Origin of the sequence: Pseudomonas sp. JDS28PS106 (genome assembly GCF_036706555.1) — a bacterium.
Taxonomy (GTDB): Bacteria; Pseudomonadota; Gammaproteobacteria; order Pseudomonadales; family Pseudomonadaceae; genus Aquipseudomonas.
This window is the reverse complement of the sequence record NZ_JBAJGT010000015.1, coordinates 1-17,332: the sequence shown is the minus strand read 5'-3', so window position 1 is coordinate 17,332 and position 17,332 is coordinate 1. Positions and strand designations below refer to the sequence as shown.

Sequence of the window (17,332 nt, the reverse complement as noted above, 5' to 3'; positions counted from 1 at the left end):
GGGCAAATTCACACCTTGCTCAATTAAACCTCCCGAGACATTCTGGTACCACCAAGCCCAAAAAAACTAGGTCTCGGTACAAGTCTGAATTTCAGAGGCTAGCCGCAGAGAACTCTAACCTGCGAGCAGACCTGCTCAGGCTTTCTTCAGTAGAAGAGTGCCTGATTAACGGTAAGGTAATTTCGCTCCCGCCATGCTGACGCTCATTCTGATTATCGGCGTCGAGGCCACGCCCCACGGACACCAACGGCTCAGCTACCTGCGGATTGGGACGAGGCCGACTGCGCCTGGTCAAGCGGCGTCGGAGTCAGATCAGCCCACGGCGGAGGTCTCACATAAGGCAATTAAGCGAAGACCCAAGGTGGCCACAGCCTCTCTCAAGCTGTGCAATAGGCACTTGATCAGCCCAGGCCTTTGCTTCTCCGTTCGACTGAGTTACTCCAACCGCTCTATACCATCGATTACTTGGTTGGAGGAGGCGCCGCTGCAACGGCAACATTACTCATTGGCTCTCCCGACCATCCTAGAGACCTTACCGCCTCCTATCGACCATCAGATACTCACCAAGGCCCTCCTCAGGATTGGCGCACACCCAGTACTGTTAGCGAGGATCCTTGATGCCCGCACCCCCGCGATGCTGGAGAACTACTTCGACCAGTACTCTGCTTTCAAGATCCATCAGGTCTGGCACGTTAGGAAAGATTTGGAAGCGGCAGTGCTGCATCTTTCATTTCTCAACTTTCCCACCAGGCTCGCGCCGATCTTGTGCCGTGCACCAATGCCATTAAAAAGTCCTATCACACACCAACGCCTAGCGCTGGACATCCAAACGAGGATACTTGTCTCACCAGCGGAATTTTTCCGAACAGAGACCAAGCTTTTGCTCTGGCTCACGTATGCCCGCAGCCGAGGGGTGAGCCTAGTAGATCGGGAATACCTCAGCGCGATCCTAAGGGGCAGCGGCGACGCTGTAGATCACGCGCTGACACGTCTGCAGGCGAACAGCTCAGTGAAGCTGATAGGCTCCAATGTCATGCTATCCAACGAGTACTACTTGGAATCTTCATTGCACAACGCGTTAACCAATGTAGAGTCCTTTTCCCCCCCGCCGCAGTTCTATGAATACGAAATCGATAACTGCCTTGAAAGGGTATCGCTTCAACGGAGGGAGGCGCCAAATCCATCCATATCGGAAGTCATTCGTCAATGTCTGAATAACCGAATAAGTACCGTGTACACAAGTCCACTTAACATGCTCCATAAATTGTTGCCACTACTGTCAGTGGCTTCCCAGCAGCTTTTTGACTCGCGCCCTATCATCATCGCTCCTGCGGCCCTGGAAATAGAGAAATTTTCGATACCTTATGGAGTAGTCGTCGCATCGAAAAATTTAAACAAAGCTATTTTCAGCCGAAATGAAGCGATAATTATCGCGCTCGACGCAGACACCTACTCAAAATATGAAATCTTGACCTTGCTGCGTGGCATGACTAGCCGTCACAGATTGCTGATCCATGCCACCTCTTATTCAGGGCTGCCAGACTTTGTCAGTAAAACCCAGCATCTGATCTCCCTTGCATATCCTTTCATCACCGTCTATGCGGCTTCTGCCAGTAATGTTTCGTCTTCCACTAGAGACGACATGCCCTTAACCCTCAGCGTGCGTGGGATGCATAATGAGTCCGACTCCATTGATCACGTCGACATGGACAATAAGAAGCAGTCGACAAAGGTATACTTCGATATCGAACTGTCCCGCCTATTCACGCTACTGCTCAGAACACAGGCCTTGGCGCTAGTGCCCTCTAATCGCCAAGCGGTCATGCTGAGCAAACTGCTGCACACCAGAAGAAAGCCTAAGGCGGGGCCGTCGATCAAGTCTTTCGGGCTCACGTTCACTCCCGGCGACCGGGTGATATTTCTAAAAGCATGGGGGCCACTGGAGTTTGAAACAAACCCAATAGGTTTCATTCTATCGATACAGGAAACCACTGTACTCCTAAAATTCAGTGATACATACCTATCCGTCACCGTCGAGGTGTTCCTCAGGAGTAATCCGAGCCCTTGCTACTTTTTATCTGTCAGTAATTTCAAGCGAAAGAAAATTGAGAAGTCCATTATTATTGCCCCAAAAAACGGCCAGCACGACTGCCATTACATGCAGCTCGCCCACTATCGCTCAAACATGAGCATAGGTGTCATCTATGGAATAAAAAATTTAAATATAACGCTACCCGCAACGCTGCCGATCGAGCGGCAGACCATGATGAACATCATTCCCAGCTTGACACGAACTAAAAAATCCAAACATAGAAAGACATAGGGAATATTTTAGATATCACCCTGCACTAATCTTTTCCGGCAATCACACCCTCATTAAATCACTACTAGAAATGTGATAAAAATGAGCCCAAAAGAATAAAGACATAAACTACATAACTTCTTACTAGCACATATAAAAAATATAAACCTTATGCGTCAAATGGGCCACGGCGTTGGTGAACACACGCCCCTCTACATTGCTCAGTCTTACGGGAGTTTAGTGATTGGATACAAAGATTCCAAATCGAATTCGAAGCATGACTCCCGATCCAAGAAACCAACATAATAGACCGGGCTACAACCATGCATCGGAATTCCGAAACATGGTCAGGCGACCAGCCATTCAGCCTCAACTAATTCAATATCGGTAGCCCGACGAATCCCTCGTATAACAAGGAACGCTATCCAGATACTTCGAGCTCACTACACTGAAACTCTACAGGCAAGGGAAGTTGTAAACCACGAAAAATTGAAAACATCGATAACCCTGTCATCCGTCAGGAGTTCGTACAATTGCTCTCCAAAAACATATCAATCATTCCGTCCGCATTCGGGTGACGCAAGGGAGGATCGTAGGCTGGCTGATGCGATAGACGCGCTCACCGAGGCGTTGGAAGCTGCGGGCCGAGTAGCCGAAAATTAGCTAGACGTGTTGTCCGAAAGTGGTACAGCTCTGGGCGCACTCTGTCGGCCTTTGGCCGTCCCTGCCTTTGTATTCAAAGCCAAAGTAGCCGCCTTTGGCGGCTAAACCCGACCTCGCTCCCGCCCCTGAATGACCATCAACCAGCGTGACCTTCCGGCCCTGCGTACAACCAAAAGGCAGGATCAAAAAACACTCCAGAGCGAAAAAAACCGCGCGCAACCTGGCTGACGGCGATATCACCGGCACCGCTGCTTTTTCATTGTCTTCAAATATATAAACTCCGTCGCGTTTAAAATTTTTTAAGGGATGCGTCGGAAAAAATGTCGCTATTTTGGATCAAATGTCTCAAAAATGAAATTTCCTCATTGCATTCGCCGTGTTGGTTGAGACTGCCCCAGCACTCCTGCGCGCTCCGAACGTCGGCCATTGGAAAGCACGTCTCACCTTCAACGCAGAGATGAATTTCCGCCTCGAACCAAGTCGCTCAAACAGACACGATGGAAACAAGCTCGAAATACTTGAACCGTTTTTTCTTCGCGGCTGCCTTGGCTTCTTGCTCTGCAATCAGGCGGCTTAAGGTATTGGCGTCATAAGTGAAGACCTCCTCCTCCCCTTCAAAAACTTTGGTCACTCTGAGAGTGACTCGAAGCCGTGGGGATGAAAACTTACGCGCTGCCGGCTTCGCTGGAGCCTGACTAACCGGCTTGACTGAGGCCTTTTCTTTTTCATCGTGAGCGACGGAAGGTGACGATCCGAAAAGCGCTGCGCGCATTTCCTCTTCACTCAAATTTACAGTCATTGGCGTACTCTCATGTGATACGAACGGCGGGCTTCGCGGCAACAGAGTGGGCCGTTGTGTGCGCTGTCAGGTTTCTACGTTATGGTGATGAGCAGCGCTGTATTTTACGCTGCTTGGCCGCTTTGAATGAAGCTGATCACAGGCGCCTGTCGTGGTGCTGTCGTGTTGGAACCTGGATGTCAGCCTCATCATCAGCCACACCAACCCCACGACGGATCTTCACCATGCAAAGCCAATCTCATTCCGGCCAACCTCGATTGCTAAATCTCGAAGAACTCGCCGTTGTCGTGCGCCTGATGCGGGAGGCACTCGGATGGTCTCAGGAGACCTTGGCCGAGTTCGCCCGCATTAGCCCTCGAACGATACAACGCGTCGAAAATGCCAAATCGGCAAGCTTTGATACTCGGCGCGCGCTCGCCAGTGCCTTCGAGTTCGAGGACGTCGACGCCTTCAATAAGCCGTTTGCCCTCCCAACTGATGACGAAATCCAGGCCGAAAAAGCACGCATTGAGCGCGACTACGTGACGGTGCCTACCTCCCCCATCACAACGGGGTATCAGCTTGCCCAATTGGCCGAGACCTCCACATTGGACTTGATTCAGCCAGGGTTCGACATTGGACGGGATGCCCATGGGGTGTTCGCCTCGCTCACTGACTATTTCCACGAGTACCGGGACTGTGCGAGCGAATTCTCAGCGCACGACAAGCTCGCCATTTACGACGAACTGCAGGAAATGATCGACGATTTGCACAGGCACCAGGTAACTGTGCATTACGCCACCCGCGACGTTTACTTGAAAACACGAGGCGAGCAGCCGGGACTGAAACCCATGAAGGCTCAGATTACCTACTTGGTCGCCTTCGAACGCGGAAAAGCGCCTGGGCAGTTCTCTGTACAGAAGAGGCCAGACTTTTCATTCTGACCAGGTGCCAATAGCAAGAGCCCCAGAGCATCTTGGTCACCCCAGGTGCTGGGGCTCTGCTGTGTAGTTTGAAAATCCTGCATCGGAATGACGCAAGCGTAGGTCGCTTACTGCGCTGTGGACTGCAGAACCATTTGGGCAAACTGAACGAGGCTCTCTATCCCACCCCGTCCCCTCGTCAAAAGATGTCCCGAGATCCCAAGCGTGCGGGGCCCATCTCTGTCGCAGCGGGGCGAATCACCGATCATCAGTATTGATGGCGCTCCTGGTAGTACGTACCGATGGGTCTGAACACCCAACGAGTCGCACATGGCTTCATAGATCAACGGTTCAGGCTTGATAGCGCCGATCTCAAAGCTGAAAGCGAAAGCGTCCGCAGCAGAGAGAAGCCGCTTCACACCTGCGCCGTAAGCCGCCGAAAGGTTTGAGCAGATGCCGACACGAACACCGGCACCACGGAGCATCTCAACGGCTTCGAGTCCGTCAGCGAAGGGCACCACTGACTCAAGCTCTTCATTCAGCGCGACCTGGATTGCCTCCATACGTTCAGCAGAGACACGAATACCCAACTGTTCAGCAGCCTCACCTATCGAGCAGTTCCAGGTCATCAGGGAGCGCAGATCGTCGGCGCGGGGAGCACGCCCTTGGCGAGCAGCTTCACGCAGGAGCATTCGATAGGGATGCGTTCGATGCTTGATGTCGAGCAGCGTGCCGAACGCGTCAAAGATCACCGCAGACGGAAGCATGGTAGCCCTCACTGATGGATTCATCGACACACGGGCAGTGCGCTTGCACTACCTTGGGTGGCACCTCAGTCTCGATACTCCGACGCGACTACGTAGTGGTCACTGCCGCAGATGCTTCTAAACATCTTGAACATACCCTGCGAGCAGACCAGCTTCAGAGGTGGTGTAACCACAGTGGAGCCGTTCTCCGCACGCCCAGATAAATCATCAAATACCTGCGCCGCATATCTGTCACCGACCTTGGCAGCGTCGACTAGAAACGCGTCGATTAACACACCCCAGTCGAGTTCGCGGGCTTTGATCACGACCCAAGGCAGGTCACCTTCTGGGTTGGCGCGCATTACATTTTCTCGCAGCATATTTACTCAAATCTCAATCAGCTTCCAAGGGTCGAACCCGGTGTCCTCTTGGGGGTAGCCTTTGGGGTTTGACACCAGGCGGCAGCCTCCCATCACGACATCGACTGCTAGATGGGTGTGTCCGAAGATCCACGCATCCACTAGAGGCAGCAAGTCGTGCCAAGCATTTGCATAGGCCGCATTCAAATGCCCTTCGTGTTTGTAACCTATGACCTGAGGTATAGGGGCATGATGGCTCACAACGACCGTCTTCCCAGCGAATGACCTGTTGAGCTCCTCATTAAGCCAAGCTCGGGTCGCGCGATTTCTGGCGATCAGGTCATCTGGCCTGATCCGCCTATACCCCTGCCCACATCGGATCATGCGAAAGTCGTTCATCTCCTCCCTGGCTACAGATGAAGCCACCGCAAAATTTCCAGTCGAAGTGAAATCAGTCCAACCCGTTGCGCAGAGAAAACGGATGTCACCGGCGATGAAGGTTTCACATTCAAGAATGTGCACATGGGGCGCCGCCTGGAGCCTCATTTTTTCAATGGTACGATCGAGGTGGCCCCCGTAGAGCTCGTGATTTCCAAGGATGTGAATGACAGGGCAGTTGAACATCTGGTTTGCCCACTCGACACCTCGATTTTTCGTGTGGATGTCTCCAGCGAGGACTATGAGGTCGGCCCCGGTCTCGACAGGGACATAGCGTTCAAATTCAACATGGAGGTCGGACAAGACATGAATCTTCAATGGAGAGCCCTATCCGCGTTAAACACCTGATCGCCCCCAGCCCAATCACACACGACGTACACGCTACCCATGAGGGTCTGGCACAGCAAAAATCCTTGTGCCTCACACGCCTTAAGGATCGCGGACGTTTGAATCATCGTGCCCTCATTAAAACGTGCCTTTGCATCTCCGAAAACAGTACCCACCAGCACAGGCGGATAGAAACGAGCAGCACACAGATAGCCTGTAATTGTGATACCGAAGTCCAGCGCCTGAGCTGCCAGGACTTGTCGCGGCGCTCCCATAACCCCTCACCTTTCCAATGTATTTTTCCAACCTTGTAGCGCTGACTCGTGCCCTCCCCGCTGGATTGCATGCCGATCAGCAGGGCGAAATCGACACCGCATGCGCCTGGGCAGCGAGGGTCTGGCGATCTCAGGGAACACCCCAAACACGACTTAGGCCTATATTGAAATTCGGCACCAACGGTTTGCTTGCCTTGGGTACTGCTGCGTTTGAGCAAGCGGTCATGCGCTCCGAACGCTGCAGCCGGCAATACCATTAGCCCGAGGCGGCACAATATATACTGTCGATCCGGGCATGACAACGTGGCTTTATCCTCAGTTTTGGGGAAACGACATGGCTCTGCGCGATGGCCTGGGGGTGGCTCTCAGAGCGATACGGTCGACTCATGCCTTGGCTCAAACCGATCTCGTCGGCGCAGCAGGACGGTCGTACGTTCAGCTTCTCGAACAGGGGCGGTCGGACGTCACGCTTGGGAAGCTGGAGTCAATTGGGAAAGTTTTAGGTATTGATCCGCTAACGCTGCTGGTGCTCAGTGCGTCAGTTGATAGGGATGAGCCTCTGTCATCGGTGATGCAGCGGATCGAAAAGGAGCTCGCCGCATTCGGCCAAGCTGGAGGGCTGGAAAACCTCGCGGATCAGATAAACCTAGGGCCGGCTCAAGTGCGTGTGGAGCAGCGTGAATCTCGGCGGGCAAGTGTCCAGGAATGCAAAGCTGCCGGCATGACTCAGCGTCAGACTGCTGAGAAATTGCAACTAGCAAAATCGACGGTGGCTGATTTTTGGAATCAGTGACAGCACCTGGCAGAGGGTGAATGGCACCGACCTGTTTTCGGGTTTGACCGGCACCTCATGACTCAACTCAATCCTGCTATGAAGCTGACCATGCCCCTATCGGACGCCCTCCTAGTGTTGCTATTGGCCGAGCGCATCCATGGCTCTGATGAGGCGATCCGGCGCGCAGCCAAGACCGTGATCAAAAAGCTCCCAAGAGCAAGCGCGACATCATTTTTCAGATTGTGGATACGAAGAACCCGCGCCAGTTGATTCAGCATCTCGCGGCGAATCTGGATGAGTAATGAAGTAATCTGCTTCTAGCTAATCCACATGGGCGGATCGGTCACTCCGATGCCTCCGAAGTGGACTCGCTAGCGCAACGTCTAAACAATCCTAGGCAAGGATACAACTGTAGCCAATACCTACAGCATAGTGTCAGAATGCCACCTAGCTGGCCAAAACCGATATGGAGAAAACCAAAGTATGGACGCGGAGTCAAAGCGATTCGAAAATTTACTTCATGATATAAAAATCAACAAAGTAAATATTATCACCGGAAGCAACGGCACAGGAAAATCGCGCTTTTTTGCATCAGCGACTGAAAAAGCGCTAGGGAATAATTTTTTATTTCAAGGGCAGTTCAAGCAAATTCTTTGCCTTTCGGGCACGCACAATGACAAGTTTCCTAGAAAAATATGGCAACCTGGCGGCGACAAATTCAACATTTGCTATCTTGGGTACAAGGTAGCTAATAACATGATTTCAGACATTGCTCCTTTTCGTGTAATCACAGATGCCTTGCTTGGAAAAAACAATATCAGAGCAAGAACGCCTGAAGCTATCGCATTTTGCCTTGACAAGCTTGATATTGACGCCGAAATAAAATTGCATTTTAGATATGGTAAAAACCGAAAATCTAGCCTATCTGATTTCGTAGCTAATGAAACATCACTGAATCTCCTAGATTTTCAGGATGATCTCGACACGTTAGCAATTGCATCGGCTCTCAAAGAGAAGAGCCTATCACTTCAAACAATCTCAGTCAAAAGAGGAAACAAGTATTACACCCTTTCCGACTTGAGCTCCGGTGAACGCGCTTACATGGTAGCACTACTTGGAGCACTTTACTGCACAAAGCAAGATGCATTAATATTCTTCGACGAACCAGAAAATTCTTTACATCCCGCATGGCAAAAGACAAATCTTAAAAGACTTCCGAAAAACACTTGACCTCAACTCAAAAAACGCAACCATTTTAGTTGCGACACACTCTCCACTCATAGCGGCCAGCATCCCTAATCAAGACGCATTTACATGCAGCTTCCCAGCTGGGCAACGGTGGCAACCGTCAGAACTTTTTGGCAAAACGACGGATTCCGCCCTGAAAGATCAATTCCATTTGTATTCTTCGAGATCAACGGTCGTTATCGAACTCACGCAAAAATGCCTGAGCTACATTACCAAAGGAAACTTTGATTCCATAGAACTTTACGAGACGATTGATACTTTGCTTAGCCTAGGATTGAATCCCGAGCCTGGTGATCCGATGCACGAAATATTGCACTCACTAGAGTATTTGAGGGCGCACCATGAACTGCCCTGATCCTCTTCCACTGGCACACGCAAAGATCTTGCGTTACAAAGTCAATAAGGCTCATATTGCTAGTTTTCTTAATAGCAGTATGGAGTGGGATGATAAATCTCTGAAACCGCTTCGGGAAGCAGTCCGCCTCTCTCTCAGAACCAATCAAAACCAATCATGCTACTACTGCCGCCGCATAATCTTAATAGAACGGAGGAACATGGGGGAGGCAATTGAGCATTACTTAGACAAGTCAAAGCCTCACTATAGAAAATGGGCGTTCAATCCATTAAACCTTGTAATAGCCTGCCAACCCTGCAACTTTGTGAAGTCCACAAAAGACCTGGGCAATGACAATGTAAGGGCAGCAACTTATTTACAGCCGCATATCGGTCAATTTAAATGGCTACACCCATACTTTGACAGCTACACGGAAAATATCAAAGTCTCTCCAGGGCCTGTGTACTCTCCAATCCCAAACTCGATTCGTCACGCACAAGCAGCAATGATGATTGACGATCTGAAGCTAAACTCCATCGCCAATGCAGACGACAGAGCCCAGTTTATTGCTGCAGAGCTAACAAAGCTCCAAAGCCGAGCCTTCCGAGTTGCCCGCAAGCAAAATAGATATGGCCGCAGAGATCGATACCAAGCTCTTCTCAACGAACTAGAATTGAGGATCCGCAGAGGCATGTCTGATCTATTTGGAATTTAGCGCAGACTTAGTAAATCATGCTAGCTTGGCCGTGATTGCCCAAGTAGGCTTTCAATAAAGGCCGATCAGCAAGTGACGGGCGTGAGAGGCGAAGGCATTGGCTTCGGGAAAACCGATATCAGGCTTCATGAAATGCATTACAGGCGTGACGTGGAGAAGGGGCATCTTGATGAGTGAGATGGAATAGCTAGATGTGTGACCTGGGCTTGAACAGCGCTCCGCAGCGTCATACTGATTGAGCGACCAGCATCTTCACACACCATGAACGTAACCTAATTTTTTACCCCGTAAACCTCTGAAGTTTAGGGGTCAAAAAATCAGGTTTACGTCCCATCCCTGGCCGAGGTATCAAGCCTACCGAACCTACTGAAGGGTTGCGATGACAAGCCCCCACAGTGCTTCTGCTGCACCTTCTTGGGACAGCTTATGATCACGCTGCATGTGAAAGGACATGCCCAAGCTTCGCCAGTATAGGCTCTGATCATCCGATTCAACATGAAGCGCCTCGTTGAATGATCCCCCGCCGAATGCGTCACCATGACTGTAGTAAATCCCGGCCCCCATCTGACCACCGACAAAGACTGTGGCTTTCGCTACGTCCTTACCGTCTCGGTAAACGGTAGCGGAGAATCGATTTCCATCAACCTGGCGGAACACACCCTGATATCCAAGGTTGCGAGCCTGAAGCTCGGCGAGCGAGTTTTTGAAATACAGGGCAATGTACTCAAAGGTTTCGAACTGGAACTGATCCTTGTCGAGTTGCGTGAAGGTCTTAGCCAAACGCAAATTGCTTGAACGCTGCCCAACGAAACCAAGGGGCGCGCCCGTGCCAGCGAGAACCCGGTTAACCTGAGCATCCTGTGGTGAGGAAGTCGGCTTGGCACTGCACAGTCTCTCAGCCGCTTTACGAACCTCTTTCGCCACTTGCAGAAATGCTTCGTCCCGGTCGGGCCATTGGGTCACCGGCTTACCGTCCTGAGGTGTCCCCATTAATTTGCCAAACGGCGCATGATGCCAGTCACAGGCTCTCAAAATGACAGGGATCACAGTTGCCTGCCCTGACTCATGCCTCTCCATAGCGCGAGCCATCTCGATGTTGTAGCAGTAGTCGGAAGCGATGAAGTCAGGGCTCACCAACAGCAGGATGATTTCATCGCTATTAATACGCTGATCGATGGCGGCATCAATTTCCTGACCTGCGACGATCCGTCGATCATGCCACGTCTCGATGACCCCTTGCCGCTTGAGCATGGAGAGCTGTTTTTCGAGCTGATCTCGCAGCGCCTCGTCAGCGTGGCAGTAGGAGAAAAATACGTTCGGCAAGATGACAGCTCCGCGTAGGTAGTTACACTTATCTTACGACCGCAATGCTTTTGAGTCCAAACCCTAGACATCCCGCACCCTGATAGCTGCCCAGCCTCTACAAGCCAATGAATGCAGTGCCACAGACGCTTTCGGCGCAGAGCAGTGTCGAGATTGCATACCTCTGCGAGTTCCCCCCAAAAGATCAAGATTGGGGCACTGCCCTTCCTTGCAAACACCGTGTGCGGGCAATAGCAGCCCTAATATGCATTCAGTACCGTAGGTCAGCGAGCACCGCAGGAACGGCAAGCGTACTTCGAGCGATGAACGCCCGTTCCTCAGCTTGGTCATGCTAAGGTCTCAAGGCCCGGAAAAATGACGGTCAGCCTGCTGTGGAAGGATCAGCAGTCGACATTGGAAGGATGAGTATCAGACGCTATCAGCAGAAGCGACTGCTGGGAGCCGATGGCTCGGCCATGGGGACGAAGGGAAATCACGTGATCTTAAGCATAACCCAATGTGCTTGAGCCTCTCCCAATGACGAGGCATTGGAGCCGGCGACTGCTACACCGCGCATGCAACAAAGGTGATCAGGCGTTTACTGATGGCGCTTAGCCACTTATGATAACCGCACTCAAGGACACGGCCCCGATAGCGGGTCGATTGCAGCGGATGCGATCCCTCCATGTCAGTATTTCTCACTCCAGCGTACGACTGCTCGCCAGCAAGGTTAGGCCTTGATAGCGGGCTTCAGATATACATCTGTAAGCTAATTATTTCCTTTCCAGAGCGAAACGGGGAGATACCTTGCTTCCACCCTCTCCTCAAGGTTAACTGCCTGAATTCGAACCTCGAAAGGCGCTGGGCTATTGAGTACCTCCTATGAAACTGAGCGACGTAAAAGCCCGCGAGCTGAACGGGCGAGACACAATCCACCGGTTCAAAGCGCAGTTCAGAGCAGCTAGTTTAGAATGCTTGGCTCTACTGGATAGTAATACTATCGAGCGAGTATTTTGCGACTTTCACGAAGACTATGTAGTAAAACTGGTTGACAAAACAGGGATTCGCTATCGTTTCGTCCAAGTCAAAACAAAGACGAAACAAAACCACCTATATAGCCCGCTAGAAATATTTGGCATCAAAAAAAAGCCAAAGAATGCCGCGCACGACCTTGCCAATAGCTTCGCCGGAAAATTACTACTGCATATTGAAAGTTTCGGTGACGCGTGCCTATCTGTTGTCATTTGCACCAATGTGAATTTTGACGACGATGTCGAAGCCTTGATAGACGATGCCAGCTCGGGCACCTTGTCGAGCAAAATAACGCCGACATTGATTAACGAAACAAAAGCCTTAATCCCAAGCTTATCAACAAAAACCGACAACGAAGTACTTGCCTTTCTAGCCCACCTAGAGCTTGATCCTAGAAACCAAATACTCAACGAAGAAGATGACAGCTTCCTGTCGAACGCGCATAGCAAAATCTACAAATATAGCGAAATCAATCTTCACCCCAAAGAAATACAAAAAATAATCATACAACTGCTTTCTTTGATCGAAGACAAGTCTTCATATGAGCTTAAAGGCACCATCACTGAAAGTGCGTTAAATGACAAAGCCAGCGTTGCAATTGATGATCTTTTAGACATACTTGCACTCTCCCGCTCAGCTTACCATGTCCTCAAGGAAGGTGGCGATCCAAATGCCGTAAAAAGCGTCTCCATACTTCAGCGAATGCTACAGCGCAACAATTTCAAAGAAGATACTATTAATAGCTTTGCAGCGTTCAAGTCTCAGTGGGAGACCTGGTACAGAATAAATCGACACTCGATTCAAGAATTCACACTGTTGAAAATGCAGAGTAAAATTGGCGAACTTGCGCATAAATTATCCAGCGGAATAGTCGATATGGATACGGTCACCAGCGCCGTGGAAAATCTCAGAACCGAGTTGAGTACAATATCTGGACGGGCGGATCTAGAGGACGGATTGGTCTTTGGAGCAGTTTTGTCTGAGATGGTCAGGGAAGAACTGGTATGAATTTTCAAGAAGTCATGAAGGTAGCTCGCTCGGAATCACAGCACCTTAAAACCTCTTACTCGTCTCGACATTATCGTGACGTTTTGGGTAACGAGACTCTTTTTCATATTCCCCTTATTGCAATGACTATCGTCATGTTGGCGGGTAGTCGCGCAAAACCCAAACGGGACGATATCGGGATGCTCATCTCGGCTTGCTTTGAACAAAGCATTGCAAGCTTCAAAGGATCGACACAGGAGCTTGGCTGGTCTGCAAACCTAAGAGTCAGAACTGTGAAAGCACTGACTTTTTTAGAAGACACTGGCTTAGTCTCTGTGAACAAAAGCAATTCACGAATCGAGACAAGCGAGGCAGGGAAAAAATTTATTGATAAAGTTCTCATGCAAGAGAGCCAGCTTTGCCTGGCACTGTTAACGATAAAAAGATCGTATCGAAACATCTGCAAAGAACGTGATATTGAGGCCAAGCTTGATGAAATTTAAATCTCTACAGTTTTCGCCAAACCATGGCGCCGGCTGGGCCTCTGAAGAGTTGGTCTTTGGTCGTGCGATAACGCAGCTGTACGCCCCTAACGGAAGTGGAAAGACACCCCTTGTTCAATCGATCATGTTTTGCCTTGGTTTAGAAGTTCAATTTCGCGAAGATATTGTTCGGCACACGTCCAAAGTCACACTTAAGGTCATTATCAAGGGAGAGACTTTATCTTTTAGCCGAAGGCTTGCAGGCGCATTCGACCTTACCGTAAGCAAAGACGAAAGAACCATTGACCGATTCTACAACGAAGAAGACTTTTCGAGATTCATGCTTGAAAAATTGGCACTTCGCTCTGAAAGACTCACAACCAATGGCAACACCAGCACCATCCCCTATTTTTCGGCACTTCTCCCGCTGTTCTACCTAGATCAAGATACTGGCTACACCGATTACTATGTACCGGCACGCCAAAGTTTCATTAAAGGCCAGTACTCAGAAATGGTTCGCCTAGCTGTCGGACTGCCAGCCAGAAGCTCTTTCGATAGCGCCAAAAAAGCCATTGCATTAAAGCAAGAACTTGAATATTTAGACAAGACCATTGTTGACAGCCGAAAACTGATTGTTCGGTTAAAACAAGACCTTCCTGCGACCAAAAAAACCGAGGCCGAGACAGACAGGGAAATCTATGGCCTTAAATCCCGACTGGACGAATTAAAGTCGACCAAAGATATCAAGAGCGAAACCATTAATAGCTTTGACCACCTCATCAGCGATTTGAGGCGTCAACACCGCGACCTCGCATCCCAACAAATTTCGCTTGAAGCAAAAATCACGAGTTCTGCACAAATCAGGCAAGAAATCGAAAGCGAGATTGAAACGCTTGACTTGAACGAAGAAGCTCGTCGCGCATTCATTTCTTTCAGCGAAATTTGCACAACACCATCGTGCGGCATGTTTCTTGTAAGCAAAGACTCATACGGGAAAAGCCTTCTTTACCTGCGCGACCAAATCAAGGATTTAGACACGGTCAGCACTGCAAATATGCAGCAGGCCGAGGCTATTGCTACACAGAAGTCCTGGCTGGAACGTCAGATATCCGATTATGCAGAGAAGCGAGGGTTAGCTGAGCGGGAGGCTGGGATCGAGATGTTCATCGAAGCAATCAGCCGTATTGCCTCTGAAATATTTGAGCTTGAGCTGGAAAAAACAAAACTCAAAAAATACCAGGCACAAGAAAATGCCCATGTTGAACTTCAAAACCGCCGCGACAAAGCTTTGAGCGATCAAGAGGCGCTCGGCACCGCACGAGAACAGTCACTGGAAGTACTGAAATTCAAGAGAACCCTGGCTGAAAAAATGGCTGAGTGGCTCGACACGTTGAAGTCGAAAAATATATCTAGAGATATCCGTATCGACACAGACTTTAAACCAGTACTAGGCACAGAAAAACTGGGAATCATCAAAGGCAGCTCTAAAGCCCGTACTGTCTTAGCCTTCCACGCCGCCCTATTTGAAATATGCACCGCCGATCCGAACTCACCATTTCGCACGCTTATTTTCGATACACCCCGTCAGCAGGAAATTCACGCTGAGGATTTGGACGACTACTTCAAGCGCCTAAAACTAATCGCCACCAAAAATGACGCCCAGATTGTGTTTTCAACAACTAGCTATCGATTTGATATCGATCCAGACCTGGATACCGAATGGCTTCCACGATTTGGAGGCTTTGAACAGCCAATGTACCTCGGCGACCTCAATAACCTGATAGATTGAATTAGGATTAGTTCAGATCTATCTGCGTTTCGTCTTCAAGGCTCCGCTTTCGGCTTTCCTATCCCCGCATGGATAGGAGGACGAAGGCCTTGTAGGTTTTGGAAACGAACGCAAACGCTGAGCCCCACCGTGTCGGACTTGTATGGATGCTGCTGCAAATCGGAGTGACCGGGAGAGAGGTTGGCAATGAATTGGAGCCGGTTTCGTTGCTAACCATTCTCTGCGCTACCATGACTGTGCCACGATAACCATCCGGTAAAGCTCTCAAGGAATGGGTAAAATGATTAAAGGGTTGGACAAGCTTCAGCGAGATCTAACAGAAGCTGAAAAAGCGCTAAATGAACTGAACGGCACGCTCGGGTCTGTTGCATACGACGCTCACGATCCACTGAGCATCGAACAGGCCATCACGGAAATGCATCAAGAAATCGACGCCCGTGTGGGCTCCTATGCGTCGAATCCCATCGTCCGGCCAGTAGTCGACCAATTCAAGGAAACAGTGCGACAACGTATCATCGATAAAGCGGTGGAGAAGCGCCTTGGCGGGGGTGATGAATGACCAGCGCCGACGTTTTTGCGAAGATCAATAACGCCATCCTAGACCTTCAAAATTCCCAGCATCAGACCTGCGAGCTACCCCTCAGGACACTCGCACGCGCCTTGGGTGATCCGTCCTTGGCCCTTATCAATAGCCGACTAACCGCCGAAGTTGACTTGAACGAGTTCATTGCAGCCAGCGGAGAGGCACGCCGTGGTCAAGCGCTGCACTGGCCATTGGATGATGAAAAAAGGTTGGGGCTAGTTATCTTGCTCGCTCAACGGATGGGAGATGATCCGAACTTCGCTTTGAATTTCGGGCATGCGCACTTCAGCAATGGTAGCAACAAGATCATTGCAGGAGTCCATGGTTTCACAGGGCAGGTGCTAGCACCGTTCGCCCGAGACTACAAATTATACGTCCAGGCTCAACCGAAGAGTCTACGCCCTGTACAAAGCTCTGTTCCCTCAAACAAAGTATTCATTGTCCATGGGCACGATGAAGCTGCATTACAGGGGTTGGCGAGATTCATCGAGCGGCTCCACCTAAAGCCTGTGGTGCTGCGGGAGATGCCTGATCAAGGCCAAACTATTATCGAAAAATTCGAAAATGAATCTGACGTTGCATTTGCAGTGGTGCTACTCACACCTGATGACGTTGGAGGAAAAGCTGAGAGCACCACGGCCACAAACGCTAGAGCCCGGCAAAACGTGATTTTTGAGCTGGGATACTTCACTGGCAAGCTAGGTCGAGGCAAAGTCATGCTCCTGAAGAAAGGTAATCCGGAGATCCCTTCAGATCTCTTCGGCGTGCTTTATACCGAAATGGATACCAATGAGGCATGGCAAATCAAATTGGTGAAGGAAATGAAAGCAGCGGGCCTCACCCCCGACACCAGCTCAATTTTTTGAGGGCCGAGCCAAGGCAGCCCCACGCTGCCTTGCTTCCCTAGTCTTGGCTCAGCGATGAAAACGAGCTGCCAAGCTGCACCTCGGTTCGCATTCAAATGAAACCAGCAAAAGACAGCAAACTTATGTAACTTGATGATTTTGTTGAAATTAAAATGATTTCTAGCCTTACACACCTACACAACACTAAGTAATTCCAGTGGAGTAACGGTTCGATTCCCTCTACCCGCTCCAGTTTCCAGCTCTGCTGCACCCTCCCCGCAATACGAACCAGACGCTTTTTCTGTGCTGGTCAACTTTTTCCGGACACATCAGCAGGTGATTTCAGGCCGGCTGGCGTTCGTACTGGTTTGGTGAGACATAGCCCAGTGTCGAGTGCAGGCGACCTTCGTTATAAAACCGCACGATGTA

16 protein-coding genes and 1 pseudogene are annotated in these 17,332 nt (G+C 50.1%); 11 read left to right on the top strand and 6 right to left on the bottom strand.

Translation table 11 applies throughout. The features are described from left to right. The first annotated feature begins 193 nt into the window (after positions 1-193). The gene (locus TRP66_RS20025) at positions 194-2,323 is read left to right on the top strand and encodes a hypothetical protein (protein WP_333406367.1); all 2,130 of its coding nucleotides are present in this window, start codon (positions 194-196) and stop codon (positions 2,321-2,323) included. A gap of 1,126 nt (positions 2,324-3,449) precedes the next feature. Here TRP66_RS20025 and TRP66_RS20020 read toward each other — a convergent pair. After that, complete coding sequence (locus TRP66_RS20020) at positions 3,450-3,764, bottom strand: hypothetical protein (RefSeq protein WP_333406365.1); 315 nt, start codon at positions 3,762-3,764, stop codon at positions 3,450-3,452. Positions 3,765-3,988: 224 nt separating this feature from the next. Between TRP66_RS20020 and TRP66_RS20015 the strand changes: the two genes are divergently transcribed. After that, on the top strand, positions 3,989-4,687 hold the full coding sequence (locus tag TRP66_RS20015; protein WP_333406364.1) for a helix-turn-helix domain-containing protein: 699 nt from the start codon (positions 3,989-3,991) through the stop codon (positions 4,685-4,687). A gap of 107 nt (positions 4,688-4,794) precedes the next feature. Here TRP66_RS20015 and TRP66_RS20010 read toward each other — a convergent pair whose 3' ends face one another. The 3 genes from TRP66_RS20010 to TRP66_RS20000 form a co-directional block, all read right to left on the bottom strand. Beyond that, entirely contained in the window at positions 4,795-5,433 is a 639-nt protein-coding gene (locus TRP66_RS20010; RefSeq protein ID WP_333406362.1) for an HAD family hydrolase, read from the bottom strand. Positions 5,434-5,498: 65 nt separating this feature from the next. Beyond that, the gene (locus TRP66_RS20005) at positions 5,499-5,774 is read right to left on the bottom strand and encodes a hypothetical protein (protein ID WP_333406360.1); all 276 of its coding nucleotides are present in this window, start codon (positions 5,772-5,774) and stop codon (positions 5,499-5,501) included. Between the two features lie 24 nt (positions 5,775-5,798). Continuing rightward, a complete protein-coding gene (locus TRP66_RS20000) occupies positions 5,799-6,527 on the bottom strand; it encodes a metallophosphoesterase (RefSeq protein WP_333406358.1) in 729 nt (242 codons plus the stop codon). Between the two features lie 618 nt (positions 6,528-7,145). On the opposite strand from TRP66_RS20000, the gene TRP66_RS19995 reads away from it, so the two are divergent. From TRP66_RS19995 to TRP66_RS19980, 4 genes and pseudogenes are all read left to right on the top strand, one after another. Then, a complete protein-coding gene (locus TRP66_RS19995; RefSeq protein WP_333406356.1) occupies positions 7,146-7,604 on the top strand; it encodes a helix-turn-helix domain-containing protein in 459 nt (152 codons plus the stop codon). Between the two features lie 90 nt (positions 7,605-7,694). Next, a pseudogene (locus tag TRP66_RS19990) lies at positions 7,695-7,888 on the top strand (DUF7740 domain-containing protein). A 181-nt stretch (positions 7,889-8,069) separates the two neighbouring features. Next, entirely contained in the window at positions 8,070-8,816 is a 747-nt protein-coding gene (locus TRP66_RS19985; protein WP_333406354.1) for an AAA family ATPase, read from the top strand. 572 nt (positions 8,817-9,388) lie between these two features. Next, positions 9,389-9,883, top strand: coding sequence for a hypothetical protein (locus tag TRP66_RS19980; RefSeq protein WP_333406353.1), 495 nt, complete (start codon positions 9,389-9,391; stop codon positions 9,881-9,883). 363 nt (positions 9,884-10,246) lie between these two features. Here TRP66_RS19980 and TRP66_RS19975 read toward each other — a convergent pair whose 3' ends face one another. Then, on the bottom strand, positions 10,247-11,206 hold the full coding sequence (locus tag TRP66_RS19975; RefSeq protein WP_333406352.1) for a toll/interleukin-1 receptor domain-containing protein: 960 nt from the start codon (positions 11,204-11,206) through the stop codon (positions 10,247-10,249). Positions 11,207-12,067: 861 nt separating this feature from the next. Between TRP66_RS19975 and TRP66_RS19970 the strand changes: the two genes are divergently transcribed. The 5 genes from TRP66_RS19970 (at position 12,068) to TRP66_RS19950 (ending at position 16,924) form a co-directional block, all read left to right on the top strand. Then, complete coding sequence (locus tag TRP66_RS19970) at positions 12,068-13,225, top strand: dsDNA nuclease domain-containing protein (protein WP_333406350.1); 1,158 nt, start codon at positions 12,068-12,070, stop codon at positions 13,223-13,225. Beyond that, the gene (locus TRP66_RS19965; RefSeq protein WP_333406348.1) at positions 13,222-13,707 is read left to right on the top strand and encodes a hypothetical protein; all 486 of its coding nucleotides are present in this window, start codon (positions 13,222-13,224) and stop codon (positions 13,705-13,707) included. Before TRP66_RS19970 ends, TRP66_RS19965 begins: the two co-directional genes overlap by 4 nt. Then, positions 13,697-15,475 carry a hypothetical protein gene (locus TRP66_RS19960; RefSeq protein WP_333406346.1) on the top strand — a complete coding sequence of 593 codons (1,779 nt, stop codon included), beginning with the start codon at positions 13,697-13,699 and terminating at the stop codon, positions 15,473-15,475. The genes TRP66_RS19965 and TRP66_RS19960 overlap by 11 nt, the downstream gene beginning before the upstream one ends. Before the next feature lie 280 nt (positions 15,476-15,755). Further along, entirely contained in the window at positions 15,756-16,034 is a 279-nt protein-coding gene (locus TRP66_RS19955; RefSeq protein WP_333406344.1) for a hypothetical protein, read from the top strand. After that, positions 16,031-16,924 (top strand): nucleotide-binding protein, encoded by an 894-nt coding sequence (locus tag TRP66_RS19950; RefSeq protein WP_333406343.1) that lies wholly within the window; start codon positions 16,031-16,033, stop codon positions 16,922-16,924. The genes TRP66_RS19955 and TRP66_RS19950 overlap by 4 nt, the downstream gene beginning before the upstream one ends. 321 nt (positions 16,925-17,245) lie before the next feature. Here TRP66_RS19950 and TRP66_RS19945 read toward each other — a convergent pair. Then, the coding region (locus TRP66_RS19945) for an IS3 family transposase (RefSeq protein WP_333406527.1) at positions 17,246-17,332 on the bottom strand (87 nt) is incomplete at its 5' end.

What these genes read in the sequence shown, in the direction of transcription:
- TRP66_RS19980 (WP_333406353.1), top strand. Translation starts at nt 9,389, where the DNA reads ATGGGGGAGGCAATTGAGCATTACTTAGACAAGTCAAAGCCTCACTAT.
- TRP66_RS20025 (WP_333406367.1), top strand. Translation starts at nt 194, where the DNA reads ATGCTGACGCTCATTCTGATTATCGGCGTCGAGGCCACGCCCCACGGA.
- TRP66_RS20010 (WP_333406362.1), bottom strand. Translation starts at nt 5,433, where the DNA reads ATGCTTCCGTCTGCGGTGATCTTTGACGCGTTCGGCACGCTGCTCGAC.
- TRP66_RS19960 (WP_333406346.1), top strand. Translation starts at nt 13,697, where the DNA reads ATGAAATTTAAATCTCTACAGTTTTCGCCAAACCATGGCGCCGGCTGG.
- TRP66_RS19955 (WP_333406344.1), top strand. Translation starts at nt 15,756, where the DNA reads ATGATTAAAGGGTTGGACAAGCTTCAGCGAGATCTAACAGAAGCTGAA.
- TRP66_RS20015 (WP_333406364.1), top strand. Translation starts at nt 3,989, where the DNA reads ATGCAAAGCCAATCTCATTCCGGCCAACCTCGATTGCTAAATCTCGAA.
- TRP66_RS19995 (WP_333406356.1), top strand. Translation starts at nt 7,146, where the DNA reads ATGGCTCTGCGCGATGGCCTGGGGGTGGCTCTCAGAGCGATACGGTCG.
- TRP66_RS19965 (WP_333406348.1), top strand. Translation starts at nt 13,222, where the DNA reads ATGAATTTTCAAGAAGTCATGAAGGTAGCTCGCTCGGAATCACAGCAC.
- TRP66_RS20005 (WP_333406360.1), bottom strand. Translation starts at nt 5,774, where the DNA reads ATGCGCGCCAACCCAGAAGGTGACCTGCCTTGGGTCGTGATCAAAGCC.
- TRP66_RS20020 (WP_333406365.1), bottom strand. Translation starts at nt 3,764, where the DNA reads ATGACTGTAAATTTGAGTGAAGAGGAAATGCGCGCAGCGCTTTTCGGA.
- TRP66_RS19985 (WP_333406354.1), top strand. Translation starts at nt 8,070, where the DNA reads ATGGACGCGGAGTCAAAGCGATTCGAAAATTTACTTCATGATATAAAA.
- TRP66_RS19970 (WP_333406350.1), top strand. Translation starts at nt 12,068, where the DNA reads ATGAAACTGAGCGACGTAAAAGCCCGCGAGCTGAACGGGCGAGACACA.
- TRP66_RS19950 (WP_333406343.1), top strand. Translation starts at nt 16,031, where the DNA reads ATGACCAGCGCCGACGTTTTTGCGAAGATCAATAACGCCATCCTAGAC.